13 protein-coding genes and 1 pseudogene are annotated in these 20,945 nt (G+C 67.4%); 7 read left to right on the top strand and 7 right to left on the bottom strand.

What is annotated here, in order from left to right; translation table 11 throughout:
* Positions 1 to 22: 22 nt before the first annotated feature.
* The 3 genes from VQ02_RS35690 to VQ02_RS15280 all read right to left on the bottom strand — a co-directional run bounded on the left by VQ02_RS35690 (position 23) and on the right by VQ02_RS15280 (position 3,217).
* Positions 23 to 433, bottom strand: coding sequence for a Ros/MucR family transcriptional regulator (locus VQ02_RS35690; protein WP_083469226.1), 411 nt, complete (start codon positions 431 to 433; stop codon positions 23 to 25).
* A 569-nt stretch (positions 434 to 1,002) separates the two neighbouring features.
* Positions 1,003 to 1,893 carry a lipase family protein gene (locus tag VQ02_RS15285; protein WP_048445053.1) on the bottom strand — a complete coding sequence of 297 codons (891 nt, stop codon included), beginning with the start codon at positions 1,891 to 1,893 and terminating at the stop codon, positions 1,003 to 1,005.
* Between the two features lie 1,060 nt (positions 1,894 to 2,953).
* On the bottom strand, positions 2,954 to 3,217 hold the full coding sequence (locus VQ02_RS15280; RefSeq protein ID WP_048445052.1) for a hypothetical protein: 264 nt from the start codon (positions 3,215 to 3,217) through the stop codon (positions 2,954 to 2,956).
* Positions 3,218 to 3,512: 295 nt separating this feature from the next.
* Between VQ02_RS15280 and VQ02_RS15275 the strand changes: the two genes are divergently transcribed.
* The 7 genes and pseudogenes from VQ02_RS15275 to VQ02_RS39180 all read left to right on the top strand — a co-directional run.
* The gene (locus VQ02_RS15275; RefSeq protein WP_053080387.1) at positions 3,513 to 4,760 is read left to right on the top strand and encodes a patatin-like phospholipase family protein; all 1,248 of its coding nucleotides are present in this window, start codon (positions 3,513 to 3,515) and stop codon (positions 4,758 to 4,760) included.
* A 608-nt stretch (positions 4,761 to 5,368) separates the two neighbouring features.
* Entirely contained in the window at positions 5,369 to 7,723 is a 2,355-nt protein-coding gene (locus VQ02_RS15270) for a S8 family serine peptidase (RefSeq protein ID WP_053080386.1), read from the top strand.
* A gap of 11 nt (positions 7,724 to 7,734) precedes the next feature.
* The gene (locus VQ02_RS15265; RefSeq protein ID WP_048445051.1) at positions 7,735 to 8,838 is read left to right on the top strand and encodes an MBL fold metallo-hydrolase; all 1,104 of its coding nucleotides are present in this window, start codon (positions 7,735 to 7,737) and stop codon (positions 8,836 to 8,838) included.
* A gap of 39 nt (positions 8,839 to 8,877) precedes the next feature.
* Positions 8,878 to 10,386, top strand: a complete 1,509-nt coding sequence (locus tag VQ02_RS15260; RefSeq protein ID WP_048445050.1) for a S8 family peptidase — start codon at positions 8,878 to 8,880, stop codon at positions 10,384 to 10,386.
* Positions 10,387 to 10,452: 66 nt separating this feature from the next.
* Complete coding sequence (locus VQ02_RS15255) at positions 10,453 to 10,662, top strand: hypothetical protein (protein ID WP_048445049.1); 210 nt, start codon at positions 10,453 to 10,455, stop codon at positions 10,660 to 10,662.
* Between the two features lie 88 nt (positions 10,663 to 10,750).
* Positions 10,751 to 11,158 carry a S1/P1 nuclease gene (locus tag VQ02_RS15250; RefSeq protein WP_048445048.1) on the top strand — a complete coding sequence of 136 codons (408 nt, stop codon included), beginning with the start codon at positions 10,751 to 10,753 and terminating at the stop codon, positions 11,156 to 11,158.
* Positions 11,159 to 11,422: 264 nt separating this feature from the next.
* A pseudogene (locus VQ02_RS39180) lies at positions 11,423 to 11,944 on the top strand (transposase); the annotation flags it as partial.
* A gap of 52 nt (positions 11,945 to 11,996) precedes the next feature.
* Here the strand turns inward: VQ02_RS39180 and VQ02_RS39175 are convergent.
* The 4 genes from VQ02_RS39175 to VQ02_RS15215 all read right to left on the bottom strand — a co-directional run bounded on the left by VQ02_RS39175 (position 11,997) and on the right by VQ02_RS15215 (position 20,730).
* The gene (locus VQ02_RS39175; RefSeq protein ID WP_245239741.1) at positions 11,997 to 13,883 is read right to left on the bottom strand and encodes a ThiF family adenylyltransferase; all 1,887 of its coding nucleotides are present in this window, start codon (positions 13,881 to 13,883) and stop codon (positions 11,997 to 11,999) included.
* The gene (locus VQ02_RS15225) at positions 13,855 to 15,480 is read right to left on the bottom strand and encodes an adenylate/guanylate cyclase domain-containing protein (protein WP_048445046.1); all 1,626 of its coding nucleotides are present in this window, start codon (positions 15,478 to 15,480) and stop codon (positions 13,855 to 13,857) included. Before VQ02_RS15225 ends, VQ02_RS39175 begins: the two co-directional genes overlap by 29 nt.
* 14 nt (positions 15,481 to 15,494) lie before the next feature.
* Positions 15,495 to 16,607: an adenylate/guanylate cyclase domain-containing protein gene (locus tag VQ02_RS35680; protein WP_083469224.1), complete on the bottom strand. Its 1,113-nt coding sequence runs from the start codon at positions 16,605 to 16,607 to the stop codon at positions 15,495 to 15,497.
* 397 nt (positions 16,608 to 17,004) lie between these two features.
* Positions 17,005 to 20,730 carry a vitamin B12-dependent ribonucleotide reductase gene (locus VQ02_RS15215; RefSeq protein WP_048445045.1) on the bottom strand — a complete coding sequence of 1,242 codons (3,726 nt, stop codon included), beginning with the start codon at positions 20,728 to 20,730 and terminating at the stop codon, positions 17,005 to 17,007.
* Positions 20,731 to 20,945 lie beyond the last annotated feature (215 nt).

Raw genomic sequence — 20,945 nt, 5'->3', positions numbered from 1 at the left:
GCGCACCCCGTGGGTAATTACATCAGACGGACCGCTTCCGCCTGTTTCCGCCGAGCCCAATGGTCTTGGCGACTTCGGAGCGTTGCGCGGAGTAGTTCGCTGCGACCATTGGATAATCCAGCGGCAAGCCCCACTTGCGGCGATACTCCTCAGGCGTGAGACCACGCGTGGCGAGATGACGTTTGAGAGATTTGTACTGTCGACCATCTTCTAAGCTCACAATGTAGTCTCGCGTCACCGTCTGCTTGATCGGCACTGGAGAAACAAGCCGCCCAGGTGCCGCCGGCCGCGCCAACTCGTCAAGTCGATCGTGTACGCTCTTGATCAGGGCCGGTATCTCGCTCACCGGCAGCCTGTTGTATGAGATATACGCCGAAACGAGATTGGCAACCAAGGCCATTCGATCGGTCGGAGCAGTATTCTTGTTGCTCATTAGAAGCCCTATTGATCTTATCTTGCACGATCTGCCGTAGGAAACTTGCGGGCTTCCGCGACGGCCTGTGGTACGAGCCGAACTACGGAAGAGTTCCAGCTCCCAGCATCACCGTTGCGTGAGGTGGATGACTTGAGGGGGTATGATTCTGCTTATTGAGTCGAGCAGCGGACGTCGAGGGCGCAGATATGATGGGGTCTCAATGCAGAGCTGTGCCGATGGTACAATCCGGTCTTTCGGCATTGCCGGCAGCCAATATTAAGATTCGCATGTTCGGAGTGGTCACCGATTGTTGTTTATATCCTCACCAGTTCCGTTTGCATGGCAAGCAGGTCGCAGACATCGCCACGTGATGGACAGATCAGGGCAACGCGGCTTTCGAGCGATGGTCGCCAGTATACGCCGCGCCGATGCTGGTCCGCTCTCAATGCTGCTGGCGAACTGGGCGGACCGGGCAGGGGTTTTGGGCATTCTCCGGATCGAGGTGCAGAACGCATCATGATCCAGGATGTCAAAAGTGTCCCTCCAGCCCACACACGTTCAGCGAGGGCCTGTTCGGCAGCGTGGCTCTAGACAGGTTGTGCGGCGGGAACCGCAATGGCCGCAGGGACGGCGCGTGCGCAGGCGCGCGAAAACTCCGGAGTTCGCAGATAACCGTAGGACTTGTGGTGGTTCGGCTCGCCGTCGGGCCGACGATATTCGTTCACCACCCGCCTGTCGACTATATGCACGCCGGCCTTGCTCGGCCCGTAATCCGCATTCAGGGTCCCCATGATGGCGACGACGTCCTCGCCGTCGGCGAGGTTCGTCCATGCCGAGACGTTGTTCGGCACCCGCAGTGCTCCATGCTCGGCCTCGAACTTGAGCTTCACGTTGGCGAGGCCCAGAGGCGAGCCCGCTGTGACGAGGTGCTCGATCCGAAGCGATGGATCTTCGCGCTCCAGCAGCCGCAGCACGTCGTAGGCGATGACCGAGCCCATGGAGTGCGCGACGAGCAGGATACGGTAGGCCCGGAACGCCCGTAGACGCGCGGTCAGCCGAGCCCGAACCTGCCGGGCGAAACGCCGCTCGACGTGATAGTGCCAAAGGTCATCGAAGCGATGCTCCAAGATCACGTCATCCACGACGGTGATGCCTGTCGCCTCCTCCAGGCAGTCGATGCCCGTGTACAGCGGCGCCAGGAAGTCCTCGGCGGTGATCGCGGGTGCCTCGTCTCCTCCAGGCAGCGGCCCGGCACCGTCGTAGGGGCGATACGGCTCGCGATTGCTGTCCTCCGACAGCGGGGCGTCGTAGCGCAGGTCAGCCCAGTAGACGAGTTCGAAGAGGAACTCCGGGACCGTAAGCCCCTCGTTGCGGGTGAGGCCCTCGGCGATGGCGGCCTTCCACCACCGCGTCTTCTCGTCGACCGGCGGCTTGTTGGCCAGGCCGTGGATGCCGATGATGACGCAATCACGCTCCATGTGGACGGAACATTCCTCGTGATCGGAGCCGCTCCTGTCGAGTGCCAGGGCAGATCGGGCAGAAGCAGTAACGCGAATGCCTGGGCTTGGATGCACGACGACGGTAGCCGAAAGCTACTCGACAGGCTGCTGCGACGCCGAGTTCATCCCTTTCCCGGTGTCGCGATCGGTGGCGGCTGTCCATGGCGCACCGCTCACGTCGAGACGCCGTCCACGACGATCAGTCGCTTGAGGACGGTACGCTGGTTCAGATCGAGCCTGAACCCGCGCGTCAGGGCCTGCTGGAGGAGGCTGCGCTGGTGGCGTAGGCGGCAACCGAGTTCGGCGAACCCAGCTTGGCCCGTCAGTTGCACGGGAGAACCGCAGAGGCTTCACATGTCGTCCATAAGCAACCGTATGAGGATCAACGTCACTTGTGGGCGACAGTTGATCGACGGTTGTTTGGCACCTGAATCGATGTTTTCTATAAGCAACATGAACGCCCTTACCATCGGCTTTGAGCGACATCTGCGATGAAAAACAGGACGAGCGCGGTCAATCCGCTCCCCTTCGAAGCCAGCTTGGCCCTGCAGCGCCTGGGTGCGAACCTGAAAACTGCACGGTGAACCTTCGCAGGGCTCGATATGCCTCTGCTCCGCTTTCGAAGCGGCTGAAGCCGAGAGGACGCTTGCCCTGACGATCCCAGCTGGCGTCCCGCGTCCGCAAGTTCGCGCAGCGCTAGTCCACGATGGCCGGCATCCATTCGCCTCGTCGAAGCTCATTGGTGGCGACGCCGCGGGCGTCCCGGTCCGACCTCACCGAACTCGGCCGCTCCTTCGTCGGCCAAACGGAGCGGAATCCGCCTGCGGTCGTGGTGGGCGTGCTGGGCTTTGCCCGCGCCTCGCGATCGGCATCGCGACCGTACAGCGGGGGCGCTTCCCTCGCCCCGATGCCGGACCCCTTGCTGGCTGGCTACCATCTCGTGGACATCCCGCGCCGATCCGGGCGTGGAAAGGGTGCGTTCCTGCCCGGGGCTGCAGGGCAGAGATTGCGTCAGGGTACAGGCGGCGACCGCTTCGCATCACGTGACGTCGTCGAGCGGACCGCGGTCCGAGAAAACCTCGACGGCGCGGCTCACGCCCGGCACAGCGCGGCCGCACTCTTCGGCTATCCGCGAGAGCTCGGTCCGTAGCGCGACCAGAAGCTCGATCCCCTTGTCGGTCCAGGCACGGTAATGGAGCGCGAGTCTCGCGACGGCGTCCGGCGAACCGCCGCCGGACCGATTCAAGTCGAGCAACTCGCCGGGCGGGCGATGCGTCTGAGGCTCGGCATCCCGGCGCGTCACAGCGGCATGTTCCGGGCCTGAACCGCGCCTTTCTCCCATCCCCCTGTTCAGGCTTACCCTTCGGGCACGTTCCCGGGCGACGATCGGGGCGGGAACCGGCCACTCGGAGAGGTAGGTGCCGACGCGTCCGGTCTGCGTGCAAGGCCCATCATGGGCCGGGAGGAGCAGGGTCGGCCGCCGTGCGGGCCCCGGGATCGAGCGGGCCGGTCGGGGCTCTCGCCGCCTTGATTTGCACCCGACGATCCTTCGCCGTACGGCCGGGAGGCCCGCTGAGGGCGCCGATGGAGGGTGAACGATGTCGGTCGCCGCCAACGAAGCCGTCGTGTCTGACGAGGCCGTGGCTGCTGCGGAATTCTCCTGGGAAGGGGGCCGCCTGGAACGGGGAATCGGCCTCGCCCTTTCGGGCGGGGGATTCCGCGCCATGTTGTTCCACGCGGGCGCGCTCCAGCGCCTGAATGAACTCGGCCTGCTGACGCGCGTGGACCGTGTCGCCAGCGTATCCGGCGGATCCATCACGGCCGGCCTGCTCGGCTACAAGTGGCGGACGCTGCGGCGCGACCGGGAGGGCCGCTTCGAACATTTCTTCGGCGAGATCGTGCAACCGCTCTACGCGTTCTCGCGACGCAGCATCGACGTCAGGGATGCGATCGCGGGCTTGCTGCCCTTCACCTCGGCGGCAAAGCAGGTCGCTGCCAGTTACGATGGCGCCCTCTTCCTCGGCGCCACGCTCGCCGCCCTTCCCGACTCGCCCCGCTTCGTGTTCTGCGCCACCAACCTGCAGACCGGCGCCCTCTGGCGCTTCTCCAAGCGCTACAGCGGGGACTACGTACTGGGTTTCGTGACGCCGAAGCGTCAAGCGATCCGACTCGCAGAGGCCATCGCCGCCTCCTCGGCGTTCCCGCCGATCCTGTCGCCGTTGAGGCTGGAGCTCGACTCCGGCGCTTTCGAGGACTGGCCGGGGCGCGAGGTCAAGGGCCATGGTCGGGCGGAGGTCGCGGCGCTCCGCGCCGCCGTGCTGCTCACCGACGGCGTCTACGACAACCACGGCCTCGAACCGATCGTGAAGCGCTATACGACGCTCCTGGTCAGCGACGGCGGGGCGCCTTTCGCGAGAAAGCCCCGCGTGCCGGGCGACTGGGTCAGGCATCTTCGGCGCATCCTCGACCTGACGGACAATCAAGTCAGGGCTCTGCGCCGGCGCGATCTGATCGCGCGGTTCGCCGCGGGCAGGCAGGCGTTCGAGGCCGGCCGATTCGCCCAGGATCCGCTGCTCCCATACGAGCGCCTGGGAGCCTACTGGGGCATCGACACGCGGCCGCCGCCCGCGTCCGGCCCGGGCGACCTTCCGTGCGACCCCGTGCGCGTCAAGGCGCTGGCGGCGATCCCGACGAGGCTCTCGGACCTGGGTGAGACGGCGTCGAAGAGCCTCGTGAACTGGGGCTACCTCATATGCGATCGGTGTGTGCGCAAGCACCTCAAGGGCCAGGAACTTGCCGAGGACGAGGTGCCGAGATGGCCCTTCGAAGACACCCCGCTGGGCTGAGCCACGGCAGGCATCCGCGCCTGTGCGAGCGCCGCCCGGGACGGTCCCGCGTGGCTGCCCGCCCCGTGACGGCACTTCCTGCCCACGATTGCCTGACCTGGGACGGCATGCCTTGCCCTAGGCGGATCGTGGATTTGACGTGCAAACTGCTTTTCAAGACCATTTGGCAATGAAGGAAGACACGATCCAGGGAAATGTGCAGATTAATCAATATTTTACATTTATTTTCTTCATACTATCTCTGCATCTTCACAGTTAATAATTGGAACAATTTGCGTATCTACATGAGCTGGATGCAATCCACCCGGCTTCAACAATGCATATGAACTCGCGGCTTCAAGGCAGAAGGGAAAAAGAATCTTGCACTAGTGCAACTGGGCATACCGCATGCCAAAACAAGGCGCGTCGACAATCGATCCGTGACGTACGGCGCGCGGGCGAGCCCCGTACCGATGGACGACCGACAATGAAAGCGCTGCGGGTCGCAATTTCGACTTCGCACTCGGCGATGGACGTGCCAGGGTACGTGGGCCGCCCGGCGGGGCGGCGCCTCCGTGCGGCGGCGCCGCGGCGGCGAGGAGGTCGCGCGTCGTCGAGGGAGGACGGACGTGGCCCAGTATCGGGTGAAGGCCTACTACATGCACGAGGCCGAGCGGGAGGACGCGCGGCTGCTCGAGGAGCGGAACCTGATCCGCGACGCCGAATGGACCGACGGCTACGTGCTCGGCTTGGTCGACGAGAAGCACATTCCGGACCTGACGTCCAAGGGCCTGGTCGTGGCGCCGATCGAGAAGGTCGGCCGGATGAGCAGGGTGCCGATCGCGATGCAGCCCTCGGCATCGCCGGAACTCGCCCCGATGGCGATGGCGGTCGGGCGGGGCGGCGCGGGGGCAGCCGCAGCGCCGCGGAAGGCCACCCGTCGGCCGCGCAGCCTCCCGGTCGCGGCACGCGGGAAGTCTCCCGGCGACAAGGTGGTGTGGCGCGACCCTGCGAAACCGCAGTTCTACATCGTGCGGCTTCACGGTCCGCTCACCGAGGCCAGGCGCGAGGAGTTGCTGGCAGCGGGGATCAAGCTCAACGAGAGGCTGAGCTCCAGCAAGTACACGGTGCGGCTGGCGCCGAACGAGATCGATGCGCTGGCGGCCCTGCCCTTCGTCGACTGGCTCAGGCGCTACACCGACAAGGATACCCTGCGCGACCCGCCGCCGGCGCAGCCGAGGCGATCGGACCCGGCCACCCGGCGGACCTGCATCTACGCCGTACGCACGCACCGCGCGGAAGACGTCGACCAAGTGGTCGAGTGGCTCCGCAAGCGCGAGCGCTCTCCTCTCTCCATCGATGGCGGCGTCGTTCGCGTCGGTCTGCCGGAGCGTGGGCGCGACGTGAGGGACCTCGCGAGGCTGCCGGAGGTCGCCGTCGTGGAGGAACTCCTTCCGCCGCGCCTCTTCGACCAGTGCTGCCGCCGCATACTCGGGATCGACCAGATGGCCGACCCGGCGCTCGGCCTGGAGGGGCAGGGTCAGGTGGTCGGTGTCGCCGACACCGGCCTCGACGACACCCACCCCGACTTCGCAGGGCGGGTCAGGGCCGTCGTCGCCCTTGGCCGGCCGGGCGACCACAGCGACCCGGAAGGTCACGGCACCCACGTCGCGGGCTGCCTGCTGGGCGACGGGGCCACATCGGACGGGGAGGTGAGGGGGGCCGCGCCCAAGGCGGAGCTCGTGTTCCAGTCGATCCTCGACGTCAACGGGCGGCTGGGCGGGTTGCCGACGGACCTGGGCAACCTTCTCCGGGAAGCCTACGACGCGGGCGCCCGCATCCACAACAACAGCTGGGGCGCGTTCGCCTACGCGGGCTACTCCGTGAGTTCGCTGCAGATCGACGAGTTCGTCGCGCACAACCCCGACATGCTGGTGGTCATCGCCGCGGGGAACGACGGCATTGCCGTCGCGCGGGCGCCAGGGACCAGGCTCAACGCGAAAAAGGGGTTCGTGGACTGGCCATCGGTGGCGGCGCCAGCCACCTCGAAGAACGCCCTCACGGTCGGCGCGAGCCGCAGCGACCGCCGGTCCGGAGGGTACGCGAGCCTGACGTGGAAGGACGTCTGGGCCGACCGTTACCCTAAACCACCGATCGGCAGGCAGACGGTATCCGGGAACGCCGACTGCCTCGCGGCCTTCAGCAGCCGCGGACCGTGCGACGACCACCGCGTCAAGCCGGACGTCGTCGCGCCCGGCACCGACGTCGTGGCGGCGCGGTCCTCGCAGGCGCCCTTGCGCAAGTTCTGGGGACCCTACCCGGGCAACGCCCGCTACGCCTTCATGGGCGGCACGAGCATGGCCGCCCCCTACGTCTCCGGTTGCGCCGCGCTCGTGCGGGAATACTACGTGCGGTTCCGGGGCTGGCCCGAGCCGAGCGCCGCGCTCCTCAAGGCGACGCTGATCAACGGCGCGTCCTGGATGCCCGGCGACGATGCCGTCGCACCTCTGGAGGGCACGCCGAACTTCCACCGGGGCTTCGGCCGCATCGACATGGCGAACACGCTTCCCGTCCCGGGCCAGTCGGGCTTCGAACTCCACTTCGAGGACACGTGGAAGACGAGGCGCGGGCTGGCGCAGTCCGGGGACCGGCGCCTCTTCGAGGTGGATGTCAACGGCGGGCGCCCGCTCAACCTCTGCCTGACCTGGACCGACCCGCCCGCCCGCAGCGTCCAGAACAGGGCCGTCCTGCTCGTCGACGACGGCGGGGGCGGAAAGTATCCCGGCAACGCGCAGGCCGCCTCCACGCTCCGGATCGCCGGCCTGCTCGCCGACCCGAACAACAATGTGCTCGTCGTCCGCATCCCGAGACCCCGGCCGGGCACGTACCGCGTCGCCGTCACGGCCAGCACGCTGCTCGAGCCGCCCCAGGACTTCGCCCTGGTGGTGACGGGCGACTTGGCGTCCAACCTCCGCGTCATCTGAGCCAGGTGCCCATGTTCAAGCTCCACGCGGTCCAGGCGCAGTTCGGCGACGCCCTCATCCTGGAGTTCGAAACCGCCAGGAAGCGGCGGTTCATCCTCGTCGACGGGGGGCCGCCAGGCTCCTTCGAGGCCGATCTCGACGCCGCGCTGAAGGAGATCGCCGGGCCCGGAGCGACCCTCGACCTCCTCGTGCTGAGCCACGTCGACAACGACCACGTCATCGGCGTCCTCGACCTCCTCGCCGCGGCTGAGGAGGACATCGCCGACGGGCGGGACCCGAGGGTGACCATCAAGGGCCTGTGGCACAACTCGTTCGGCCGGTCGATCGACCCCGACGGCGAAATCACGCAGCGCATCCAGCAACTGATGACGCTCGCGGGATCGGCGGCGGTCTCGATGCCGTTCGCGACCGACGCGTTCCTCGGCGTCCGAGAGGGCCAGAAGCTGGGCGTCATGGCCAGGAAGCTGGGGATCCCGGTCAACCGTGGTTTCGACGGCGACCTGATCCTCGCAGACACGGCGAAGAGGCCGATCCCGGTCAACGGCCTGACAGTGCGGGTGATCGGGCCGAGCAAGGCCAACCTCGACGCCCTGCGCAAGGAGTGGCTCGCGTGGTTGGCCAGGGCCGAGGCCGATGCGGCGCGGGATCCCGGCACGGCCGCGATGTCCGACAGGAGCGTGCCCAACCTGAGCAGCATCGTGCTGCACGTCGCGTTCGCCGGCAGGACGGTTCTCCTCACCGGCGACGCCCGCGGCGACCACATCGTCCAGGGGCTGCGTCGCGCCGGGCTGCTCGACGCCGCGGGCACCTGCCACGTCGATGTCCTGAAGGTGCAGCACCACGGCAACGACCGGAACGCCGACGGCGGCTTCTTCCGGACCGTGACGGCCGACACCTACGTGATCTCGGCGAACGGGAAGTATGGGAACCCCGACTACGACACGCTCAAGTGGATCGTGGAGGCGGCGGACGGCAGGGCCATCCGCCTCGTCGTCACCAACGAGACGGAGACGACCCGGAAGCTCCTCGAGACCCACGACCCCGCCCGGCACGGCTACGCGATGGACGTGTTGCCGAAGGGCAGGCACAGCATCGGCGTTGAATTGGCGCCTTGACCGCGCGCACCACCGGGGCGGCAGGGAAAGGAGGGCTTCGTGCAGCAGCCCGAGGAAGACCGGACGACATCCGCGGCGTCGCACGCCGACAATGCGCCGGCCAACGAGACCCGGGCCAGGGTCCGCGAGGCCGTCGAGCGGGACTGGAACGACGTGCGTGAGCATCCGAGGCGCGAGGTCTCGCCTGTGCCCGCGTACCTCGCCTTGGCGGCGGCGTTCGCGCTCGGGTTCGTCCTCGGCCGACAGTTCTTCCTCGGCGCGGCGCGCCCACCGCGCCGCGGACCGCGGACCGACCCTGGGCCGGCCACGGCCCGGGTGCCCGCGACCGCGGCACCCCGCGCCCCCGCGGACATCGTCCCGGGGCGGCGGTACAAGCTCCGCTTCCGTGGTACCGAAGCGATGGAGGCCGCCTTCGCGGCGGCAAGGCCCGCGGGCGTCGCGACCGTGAGCAGGCGCCGGGCCGTGGCGAGTGCGGTGGCGATGATGGGTACGGCCGGCTATCCGACCGACCTGCATGCCTTCCGGCGCCGCTTCGACGTCGAGGTCGTCGAGGATTACCAGTATCAGGTCGAGCTCGGCGGGCCGATGTCGGCCGACGAATCCGCGCCCGACGACGGCGCGGGACCATCGCTCGACGACGTGCTGGAAGCGATCGGCGCCAGGAACGCCTGGACCCAGACCCGCGGGGCTGGGGTTGCGCTGGCCGTGGTCGACACAGGCATCGACGGGACGCGCGCCGAGTTCGCGGCTGCCAGGAGGGTGGGTTGCTGGCCGGCGGATGCGGGCGAGGCATGGGTCGACCCGGTCGGGCACGGGACCATGGCGGCCTGCATCGCGGCCGCGAGCAGGAAGGCGGGCGGGGCGTTCGACGGCGTCGCACCAGAAGCTGGGCTGATCGCCTGCAGGACCGAGTTCTTCGACACGGAACTCATGGATATCTACGACTACCTCGCGGATCTCGCGAAGGGAGGGATGAGGATCGTCGCGAGCAACAGCTTCGGAGTGGAGGCCGGGACGCCGCCGGACCTGGTCGGCCAGGATTTCCCGTACGCGCTCGCGGACGCCGTCGAGGCGGGAGTCGTCGCGGTCTTCAGCGCCGGCAACAACCACCACCTGACCGGGGGCGACCCGGACGGAGACGACCCCAACAGCATATGGCTGTACAAGTCGCGAGCGGACGTCCTGACCGTCGGGGCCTGCAAGCTCGACGGTACGATGTGGCACTACTCAAGCCGCGGCCCGGGACAAGACCACGCCGGCGAGGGCAACGCCCGCAAGCCCGACGTCGTCGCCCCCACGCCCGAGAACGGCAGGGTGCTCTACGGCTCCGCTACGCGCGCGCTCCCCAACGGGTGGGGAACGAGCGGGGCCTGCGCTCAAGGCGCGGGCTTGGCCGCGCTCCTGTGGTCCCTGAAGCCCAACCTGGGACGGGATGAGCTCTTCGAGTTGATCCGCTCGACCGCGGCACGCCTATCCGCCGGACCGAACGCCCAGGGTCATGGGCGCATCGACTGCGCCGCGGCCGTCCGTGCCGCGGCGAGGAATTGAGCCGCCGGTGAGCGAACGCTTAACGCCCCGCGCCGAAGATGGTAGGGAACGCGGTGCGAGGTACCCATGCGCTACAAGGTCAAGGCGAGGACCGCCGTGGATTTCGGCCGGCTCAGGGAAGCCGTCGCCGCATCCACGCACATCTTCGCGGCGTCCGAGCGGCGCCTCACGCTGTCGATCGGGGAGGTCGACGAGCGCGTGAGGGAGCGCATCCGCCAACTCGGCGGGACCATTCAGCCCGAACACCGATACGTCCCGGAAACCGCAATCGTCTGACGATTCGGAAGCCGTGAGCGGGGCATTCGGGACGGAGGCATGGCATGCGATGGGCGACCGGGCGCGTGCCCGACCTCGGAGGGTGGGCTTGCGACGCATCGGCCTTGCCTGCCTGCTTTGGACGGCCGCCGCGTCGGCGGCCCTGGGATGGGGACAGGAGGGCCACGCCATCGTGGCCGAGATTGCGCAGCGGCGCCTTGACTCCTGGGCCCGTGGCTTGGCCGCGCGGCTGCCGGGCGAAGGTCGCTCGCTCGCTTTCGTTTCGAGCTGGGCGGACGACGTTCGGGCTGCGCGGCCGGAGTCGTACGATCGGCACTTCGTCGACATCCCGCCGGACGTCGGGAACTACGAGTCGGAGCGCGACCGCAGGGCAGACCCGGCGCTCGGAGATTGCGTGGTCGCCGCGATCGAGCGGGCACGACGCGACCTCGCCTGCGGCGCGCTCGACGGGGACATGGCGGATGCCCTCCGCTTCCTCGTTCTACTTCGTCGGTGACGTCCGCCAACCCTTGCACGATATCGGGGAGGCGAGGGGCGGGAACGACGTCCGGGTCGAGCTACACGCGAGAGGCCTCACCTGCATGGGTGCCCGAGTGCCGCGCCGCGGGGCGATGAGCCTTCACTCGGCGTGAGACATCGGGCTGACTCAGCGCGTGGCTCGCAACTGGGGTGCCTACGCCGAGTGGTTCAAACCCGAAGGTCGGACCGGATGACGTGAGAGGTTTCGGGTTAGGCTCGTTCCGCTGAGGAGGCCTGACCGATGAAGAAGAGCCACTTCACAGACCAGCAGATTGCCTTCGCGCTCCAGCAGGCCGAGGCGGGCACGCCCGTCGCGGAGGTCTGCCGGCAAGATGGGCGCGTCCGAACCTACCTACTACCGATGGAAGCAGAAGTACGGTGGCCTGATGCCCTCCGAGGTGCGCCGCTTGCGTCACCTCGAGGAGGAGAACACCCGCCTGCGCAAGCTCGTGGCGGACCTCACCTTCGACAAGGAGATGCTCTCCGAGGTCATCCGGCGGAAGATGTGACGCCTGCTCGGGGGCGGGAGATGGTCGACTTCGTGCGCACCGCCTTTCGCGTGTCGGTCCGCAGAGCCTGCCGGGCAGTACCGGCCCCGCGCTCGACCTACCACTACCGGTCCAGACGCCCCGAGCAGGCTGTCCTCCGCAAGCGCATCCGAGAGATCGCCCATATGCGGGTCCGCTACGGCTACCGGCGGATCTGCGTTCTGCTGCGCCGGGAGGGTTGGGCCGTCAACGCCAAGCGTGTCTACCGCCTCTACACCAAAAAACCGTAAAACTCTCACTCAGGCCGGACCAAAGCGATGGGGGACGTCACACCGCACCGCTATCGGCCAGCCTCGGATGGGCCAGCTGCCTCTGTTGGCTTCGGCATCCGCCGCACGGACTGCACGGCCATTCCCTATCCACGATGACACCGCCGTTGATTTGGGCAGGGTACTCCCTCACCCAGCTATCCGACCAACGGCCGCCCAGTTCTTCGATAAAGGGGTGTCGCGCCGCATAGATCCGCTGACTCGACAGGGTCACCTTGCCGAGCAAGCATTCCAGGGCGAACTGCGCTATCAGCGACGTGACGAACCCGAGCTCGATGGGACCGTAGGGTTGATAGTGAGCGCCGCAAGCGGGTTCTTCGAGCGTTGTACCCGCGTCGTTCAGCCATTCCACGACCTGGAAGCCGGGCACACCCGTCCGCCCAAACCCGCATCGCAGGCATCCGCCCTCGCGAAGGATGGCGACCGCATGCCCGGCGGCGGCATGTGCCTCCGTCCAGCCGTAGATCACCGGCATCGGCCTACCTCGTCGGCAATGCCAGCCGTTGAGTCGGCTCTCAGCGCGCCAATCCGCCATTGTGGACACGACAAGGTGGCTCTCGCCGATGCATTCCGCATCGGTCGCGAGCATCGCCTGCGCCGAGACGGGGAAGGCCTCAAACCGGCCATGCGGGTAGTCGGACCGGAGCTTGGCGGCGAGTTCTTCCGCCTTGTTCCGGCGAACCGACGGGGCCCCCAACGGATGGCGCCCGACATTCGACCACGACAGTTCGTCGTGATCGACGAGATTCAGATGGCCGACGCCCGCCTGGGCGAGCGCAACCGCCACCGGGGCGCCCACCGAGCCGCAGCCCAGGACAGTGACCGTCGCTTCCATGAGCCGCTCCGTGCGCGGATCATGTCCGCGGCCATGGATCCACCGGGCGTCCGCCCTGCTGGGCTCGTCGCGCAAAACCGGGGTGGTTCCAAGGTAACGGCGGGTGAGCAGCGCCTCCGGGATGTGGGAGGAACGGAACCCGTCGAACAACGGCGCCGTCGAGCGTCCCCGCACGCGGCGCGTGTCCCGCGGCGTCGGGATCGTGACGCTCACGATCCCGGGCCCGAAGCGCCCCTCGGCCGCGATCGCGGTGACGATGCTGTCCTGGCGAGCCGACACGAGGTCAGTGAGGAGTCTGGGCACGTCGCCGCCGCATCTCTCGGCCAAGACCCGGACGTCTCGCGCCGTTCTCGGGTACTCGGCAGGCAGCATCGGCCGGTCGAGCCACATCAGCAGGCCCCGTTCAAGCCGCGGCCGGCGGAGAGCGTCGGGGCCGAAGCGATTGCGGATCCAGTCCGCGACCTGCACCTCGGTCTCGCCCAGGAGGCGGATCTTCGGAGCCTGCCAGACGCTGATCTCGCGGGAGGGACGTTCCAGCCCCAGAATGCTGGTCAAGCGGCCATCCGCGACGTTTCGATCGTACCGCCAGTAGGTGAGGAACTCGTCCTGGAAGTCCCGCTCCACTATGGCGCCTGCAAGGAGTTCCCGCACAAGGGTGCAGCTCTTGCCGAGCAAGCGGACCACCACTCCGGCAGGGTCATCCGGGTCGATCTCGCTCATGTTGGCGAGGAGGCATAGGCTTCCGTCTCTTTCGATATGGGGCCACGTCAGGAACGGCGGCCGTTCCACAAGGCCGAACTGCGGCCTGGAGCGAGGAAAACCGGCTGGAATCAGAACGTCGATCTGCCTTGGGTCCGGCTCCCCGAAGTCGACTGGGATCCGCCAGCCGGACGCGATCCCGAAGCGATGGTGGTACGCGGCGATATCCCTAGGTCTCAACGGCGTCGGCTCGACTCCGTGGAGGTCCCGCATGCGCTCGCGCACCTCGCTGACGGCCGCGCGCCATCGGGGCGACGTCGGCTCAGGCATGGCGGCCGCTGCCTCGTTCACGAACTGCTTCCGCTGCGGCCGCTCCCTGCGAAATCAGCACACTGGCCGGAAGGGCCGCCACTCTCGCCGGCGCCGCCGAGCGTTCCGGCCAAACGAGGCGAGCGGCTCGCTCGTGGTCGAGGTCCTCAGCCGGTCCGCGCCCGAACAGTCTTCTCACGGCAGGGGATGCATTGGCGAGCGCGACCGGTCCGAGAGCTGTCTGTCGACCGTTCAGGTCGGACTGGATGGCCTCGGAGCTGGAAACGGCCTTGCTGGAAGCGCAGCGAACGCTCCGGTCGCCGCGGATGCCGATCCGGCTGATCGGCGTCTCCCCGTACTCGGAGCCTATCGCTATGCCCATTGTGCCGAGTCCCGGCAGCATGCCCCTGCAGAGATCGAACGAGGAACGGAGGCCGCCGGCCAGCATCACCGCCGCATCCACCGTTGCCGTCGATTCCGTCGCCAGCCGCGTGCCGACCGCCACGAGACCATGCAGGCAGTCGCCGATGAAGCGGACCTTCCTGGCGCCGAAGTCGTCCCGGGCGCAGGCGGCCAACTCGCCTCGGATCACGTGCAGGTTCGCGGTCATCTCCGCGACCCGCCCGCCCTGGATGCAGGCGTCGACGTAGGCGGTGAACCCCGACAGGTCTGCGAACACCGAGGCCAGTCCCATCCTGATCGAACGGCTCGGCATCAGCTCGCCGAAGCCGATCGTCTTGAGCGGCGGCTCGTGACGGTGGAAGCGGAACGTCGCCTCGGGGGAGGTGAGGGTGGCGAGATCCAAGTCCGATTGCAGGGCGCGGACCGCGGCGAGCACCCGCGCCTGGGTCGGCGCAGGGTCGAAGCCGGACTGGGCCTGGCCGTAGCCGGCATTGGCAAACCCATACTGGCGGTCCGCGGCGAGGGCGACCGAGCGCTCCATGGCCCAGCCGAGCGTCGGCTCGCTCAATACGGTCCGGGCGCGGTCGCTGAGGTAGATGCCTGGACGGTCCCCCTCGGCCAGCTTGGCGGCATAGTTCGCCGGGCTGCCGAGGAACAGCGGTTCGAGGTCGGCACCACGGCCGCTGCTCACGGCCACCGCCCGCCCGGTGTCGATGCCGATCCTGACCCGCGTGCGAAGGCGGGCTCCGCCGAAGTTGCGGCCGGCGGCCTCGATGGTCTCCTTCAGGGCGACCGCAAATGCGACGGCGCGCAGGACGCGCTGCCGCTCGTCTCCGGTCGGCGTGACCAGGACTGCGTGCAACCTGGGACCATGGTAGTCGACGCGCTGAGCCTCGAACTCCTCCACGACGCGGTCGGTCGCGGAGTAGTGGAGGTGCAGGAACTGCAGGACGCGCTTGTGGCTGGCCTCGGTCTCGTGGCCCTGTTCCTGGATCTGGTCGTGATAGTCGAGCAGTTGGGCGTAGACGTGCACGCCATCGACCACGATCGCCCGATCGCGCGGGAGGGCGAAGATGGGCGCCTCGTCGAGGCCGAGCCTCTTGCCGCGGGCCTGGGTGTCCCTGGTCCGCTGCGAGAGGTAGGCTTGGTCGAAGGTCCGCACGTCGACGGCCGACTGTGGCACCGTGCTCATGAAACGTGCGATGCGGGTCCGGCTTCGGTTCAGGTCCCAGGCCATGTCGATCCCTCAGGTCAGATCGAGGACAGGTAGGCGACGAAGCGCCGGTCGTGCTTGTCGGGAAACTCCACGGCGGTCGGCTGGAAGGCGGAACGGACGTCATCCGGCAGCCTGGCGAACACCTTGTCGCTGACCCGCACCCGCCCACCCGGCTGCCCGGGGTCGTGACGGTACTGCTCGTAGCGCGCGGCCGCGTTGACGGGCTGGCCGACGATGGTGAATGCGATGCGGTCGCCGCCGCCGAAATCGCCGACCGACACCTCGCCGACGTGCAGGCCGATGCGGATGCCGATCGGGAGCGCCGAGGCCTCGGCGATGTCGGTAACGCGGCGGGCGGCCTCCAGGGCCGCGCGCGTCGCGCCCGCCAGGCTCCTCTCCACTCGGAGATCGTCGGGGCAGAGCCAGAAGGCCATGACAGCGTCGCCCATGTGCTTGTCGACTTGCCCCTTCGCCCGCTGGATCTCCTCGACCTGTGGGTCGGTCAGGCGGCGTAGGACGTCGCCGACTTCGCTGGCGTCGAGGCCCTCGGAGTGGGCTGAGAAGCCCGACAGGTCGCTGAACCAGATCACCGCCGTCTTCTTCACCGGCGGGATACGGTCGGCTCCGTTGAGCAGGAACGCGGACGTCGCCTGGACGCCCTCGGGACAGACGAGGCGCTCGATGATTCGGTCGCCGTCGGCTAGGTCCCGCGCCTGGCTCGCGCGCAGCAAGCTCGCCTCATCGAGCTTCGTGACGAGGACCCGCGCGACAGTCTCGTACCAGAGCGCCCGAGTCGTCGGGTCCAGGCCGTCGAGCGTCGCGCGGTCGATCTTCCAGACCTTGGTCCTGCAAGCGGCCACTACGTCGTTTCCGCGCAACGGTGTCGCCTTTGCCTGACCGCGCAGGAAAGCCATCTCGCCGATGATCTCGCCTGCGCCTCGCCAGACGATCGATTCCCCAGCTAGGACCTTGAGCTGGCCCTCCTCGACGATCCAAACGCTTTCCGCCTCCTCGCCGGCGGAACAAAGCCGTTCGTTCGCGCTCAGCGTGTAGAGACGGTGCTCGCCCTCGAAGACGGCGATCAAGGCGGCCGGGTCGGAGCAATGTCGCTGGAGGAAGGTTCGAATGCCGCTGGTGTGCGCCGCCATATGGTTTCCTTTGTCTACATCTCTAGTTGATCACGATTTGTTCGCATAGTAATTTCCGGCGGCGGACAATTATTCCGCCGCCGATTGTTTATTCTAAATGGTCGATTTGCTTTTTGGTGCTGCGCGCCGCAGCAAACATGTCTTGTTTATCTTCACAAGAGGATGCCGTCGGCACCCGTCAGCCGTATTTATCGACCAGAATCAACTGAATAGAATTTTGAGTCAGACTTAGATAATTCTGTCGCGAAAAATGCGAAGCTCGTGGAGATTTCTGCATAACTTGCTCTAAGCGATGTTCATCTTGCGCCCCTCCTGCGGAGGGGCGCTTGAAACCATTTATTCCCTCACAGTGCTCATCTTTTGCCTCAAGCTACAACCGCCGACACTCCACTCTAGTTTACGAGCAGCCCGTCGTGCTTCCGCACGTATCACACTTCAAGCACGTACCATTTCTAACAAGAGTGAAGTTTGCGCACTCTGGGCATGCCTCGCCGACATATCCCTTGAGCTTGGCCTCGGCCCTCTTGGCAGCGACTGTTCCTACTTTCCAGTCTTCAGGCGGTGAAAAGCTCATCCGCTTATCGTCAACAAGCTCGTTGGTCTCACTCTTGAGCGCCGTCGAGCCCCGGATTGCATGAGCAACGCCGCTACCTGAGGCATTGTGGCCTGTCCCCGGTGTAGCTACACCAGCGGTGGCGCCACTGGGACCACCGTGGATCAGGGTCAGCCGGTCGCCGGAGCCGCGCAGCAGGCCGCGGGAGACGACGTTGCTCGCCGGCATCGAGTCGCTGGCGGCGGGCTTGGTCGGGGCGACGCCGCCAGTCACCGTGGTGCCGATCTCGGAGAGGTCGACATGGGCGAGGTCGTTGCGGCCGAGATACGAGATCGCCAACTCGCGGAAGACGTAGTCGAGCACCGAGGTGGCGTTCTTGATCGCGTCGTTGCCCTGGACGAAGCCGGCCGGCTCGAACCGGGTGAAGGTGAAGGCGTCGACGTACTCCTCCAGCGGCACCCCGTATTGCAGGCCGAGCGAGACCGAGATCGCGAAGTTGTTGATGAAGGCCCGGAGCGCCGAGCCCTCCTTGTTCATGTCGAGGAAGATCTCGCCGAGGCGCCCGTCGTCGTACTCGCCGGTGCGCAGGAAGATGGTGTGGCCGCCGATCTTGGCCTTCTGGGTGTAGCCCTTGCGGCGGCTCGGCAGCTTCTCCTGCGAGCGCAGGCGCTCGACGCGCTCGACGATCCGCTCGACGATCTTCTCCGTCACCGTGACGGCCTTGGCCGTCGCCGGCTGCGCCAGCAGCGCCTCGATCACGTCCTCCTCGTCGTCGGCCTCGTCGCTGATGAGGGCGGCGTTGAGGGGCTGCGACAGCTTCGAGCCGTCGCGGTAGAGGGCGTTGGCCTTCAGCGCCAGGGTCCAGGACAGCCGGTAGGCGTTCTTGCAATCCTCGACGGTGGCGTCGTTCGGCATGTTGATGGTCTTGGAGATCGCTCCCGAGATGAAGGGCTGCGCCGCCGCCATCATGCGGATGTGGCTCTCGACCGAGAGGTAGCGCTTGCCGATCCGGCCGCATGGGTTGGCGCAGTCGAAGACCGGGTAGTGCTCGGGCTTCAGGTGCGGCGCGCCCTCGAGCGTCATCGCCCCGCAGACATGGACGTTGGCGGCCTCGATGTCCTTGCGGCTGAAGCCGAGGAACGAGAGCAGGTCGAAGGACGGGTCGGCGAGCTTGTCGGCCGGCACCTTCAGGGTCTGGGTGAGGAAGTCCTCGCCCAGCGTCCAGCGGTTGAACACGAACTTGATGTCGAAGGCCGACTTCAGGCCCGCTTCCACCGCCGCGATCTTGTCGTCGGTGAAGCCCTTGGCGCGCAGAGAGCCGGGGTTGATCGCCGGCGCCTGGCCGAGCGAGCCGTGGCCGACGGCGTAGGCCTCGATCTCGGCGATCTCGGCCTCGCGGTAGCCGAGCGTGCGGAGCGCATCCGGCACCGCCCGGTTGATGATCTTGAAGTAGCCGCCGCCGGCGAGCTTCTTGAACTTCACGAGCGCGAAGTCGGGCTCGATGCCGGTGGTGTCGCAATCCATCACGAGGCCGATCGTGCCGGTCGGCGCGATCACGGTGGCCTGCGCGTTGCGGAACCCGTGCTCCTCGCCGAGCGTCAGCGCCCGGTCCCAGGCCGCCGTGGCGTGGGCCACGAGCTCGCCCTGCGGGCAGCCGGCATGGTCGAGGGGGACCGGCGTGGTGTTGAGGAACTCGTAGCCGGTGGTGTCGCCGTGGGCGGCCCGGCGATGGTTGCGGATCACCCGCAGCATCGCGTCGGCATTCTCCTCGTAGGCCGGGAACGGCCCGAGTTCGCGCGCCATCTCGGCCGAGGTGGCGTAGGACACGCCGGTCATGATCGCCGTGAGCGCACCGGCCAGCGCCCGGCCCTCACGGGAATCGTAGGGCAGGCCCATGGTCATCAGCAGGCCGCCGATATTGGCGTAGCCGAGGCCCAGCGTGCGGTACTTGTAGGAGAGGTCGGCGATCTCGCGGCTCGGGAACTGCGCCATCAGCACCGAGATCTCGAGCACCACCGTCCAGAGCCGGCACAGGTGCTCGTAGCCCTCGACGTCGAAGCGCTTAGGCCCGCGGTCATAGAGCGCCAGCAGGTTCGCCGAGGCGAGGTTGCAGGCGGTGTCGTCGAGGAACATGTACTCGGAGCACGGGTTCGAGGCCCGGATCCGCCCGCCCGCCGGGCAGGTGTGCCAGTCGTTCATCGTGGTGTTGAAGTGCAGGCCCGGATCGGCCGAGGCCCAGGCGGCCTCCGCGATCTTCTCCCACAGCTCGCCGGCCTTCACGGTCTTGGCGACCTTGCCGGTGGTGCGGTGGGTGAGCGTCCAGTCCGCATCCGCGTCGACCGCCCGCAGAAAGTCGTCGGTGAGCGAGACGGAGTTGTTGGAGTTCTGGCCGGCGACCGTGAGGTAGGCCTCGGAATCCCAGTCGGTGTCGTAGATCGGGAACGAGATGTCGGTGTAGCCCTGGCGGGCGTACTGGATCACCCGCTTGATCGCGGCGTCCGGCACCATCGCCTTGCGGGCGGCCTTGACCTCGCGCTTGAGGGCCGGGTTGCGCTCGGGGTCGAAGCAGGCGTCACCGGCGGCCTCGCAATTCACGCAGGCCTTCATCACCGCCTTGAGGTGCTTCGACACCACCTTCGAGCCCGTGACGAGGGCGGCGACCTTCTGCTCCTCCTTGACCTTCCAGTCGATGAAGGCCTCGACGTCCGGGTGGTCGATGTCGACGATCACCATCTTGGCGGCGCGGCGCGTCGTGCCGCCGGACTTGATCGCGCCGGCCGCCCGGTCGCCGATCTTGAGGAAGCTCATCAGGCCCGAGGACTTGCCGCCGCCGGCGAGCTTCTCGTTCTCGCCGCGCAGGCGGGAAAAGTTCGAGCCGGTGCCCGAGCCGTACTTGAACAGGCGCGCCTCGCGCACCCACAGGTCCATGATGCCGCCCTCGTTGACGAGGTCGTCGGCGACGGACTGGATGAAGCAGGCGTGGGGCTGCGGGTGCTCGTAGGCCGAGGCCGACTGGACCAGCTCGCCGGTCTTGTAGTCGACGTAGAAGTGGCCCTGCGCGGGCCCGTCGATGCCGTAGGCCCAGTGCAGCCCGGTGTTGAACCATTGCGGCGAGTTCGGCGCCACCATCTGGCGGGCGAGCATGGCGCGCAGCTCGTCGTGGAACGCGCTCGCATCCTCCTCGCTCGTGAAGTAGCCGCCCTTCCAGCCCCAGTAGGTCCAGCAGCCGGCCAGGCGATCGAAGACCTGCACGGCCGAGGTCTCGGAGCCGGTGCGCTCACCCTCGGGGAGGCTGGCCAGCGCCGCCTCGTCGGGCACCGAGCGCCACAGGAAGGAGGGGACGCCGTTCTCCTCGACCTTCTTCAGCGCCTTCGGGACGCCGGCCTTGCGGAAGTACTTCTGGGCCAGCACGTCGCAGGCGACCTGGCTCCAGGCCTCCGGCACGTCGATGCCCTCGAGGCGAAAAACCACCGAGCCGTCCGGATTGCGGATCTCGCTCACCGCCTTGCGGAACGGGATGCTGGCATAGGGCGACTGCCCCGCGGTGGTGATGCGACGCTCGAACCGCATGGGATACTCTCCGGTCACGAACAGCCGGGGACCGCCCGCATGGAGCGGGGTCCGCCGGTTACGAGGAATGGCGGGGCGCTGGAGGTTCGGTGGACGAGGCGCGAGCCCTTGCCGGGGAACGCCCGTCCTAGGCCTCGGAAACTACCGACCCTGGCGGCCACACGTCAATAACTAGTGTCGACGGACTCCGTTCCTCGCTAGATGTTGTGTCGAAC

It is taken from the genome of Methylobacterium variabile (assembly GCF_001043975.1).
Lineage (GTDB): Bacteria > Pseudomonadota > Alphaproteobacteria > Rhizobiales > Beijerinckiaceae > Methylobacterium > Methylobacterium variabile.
This window is presented reverse-complemented; position numbering and strand designations above follow the sequence as displayed.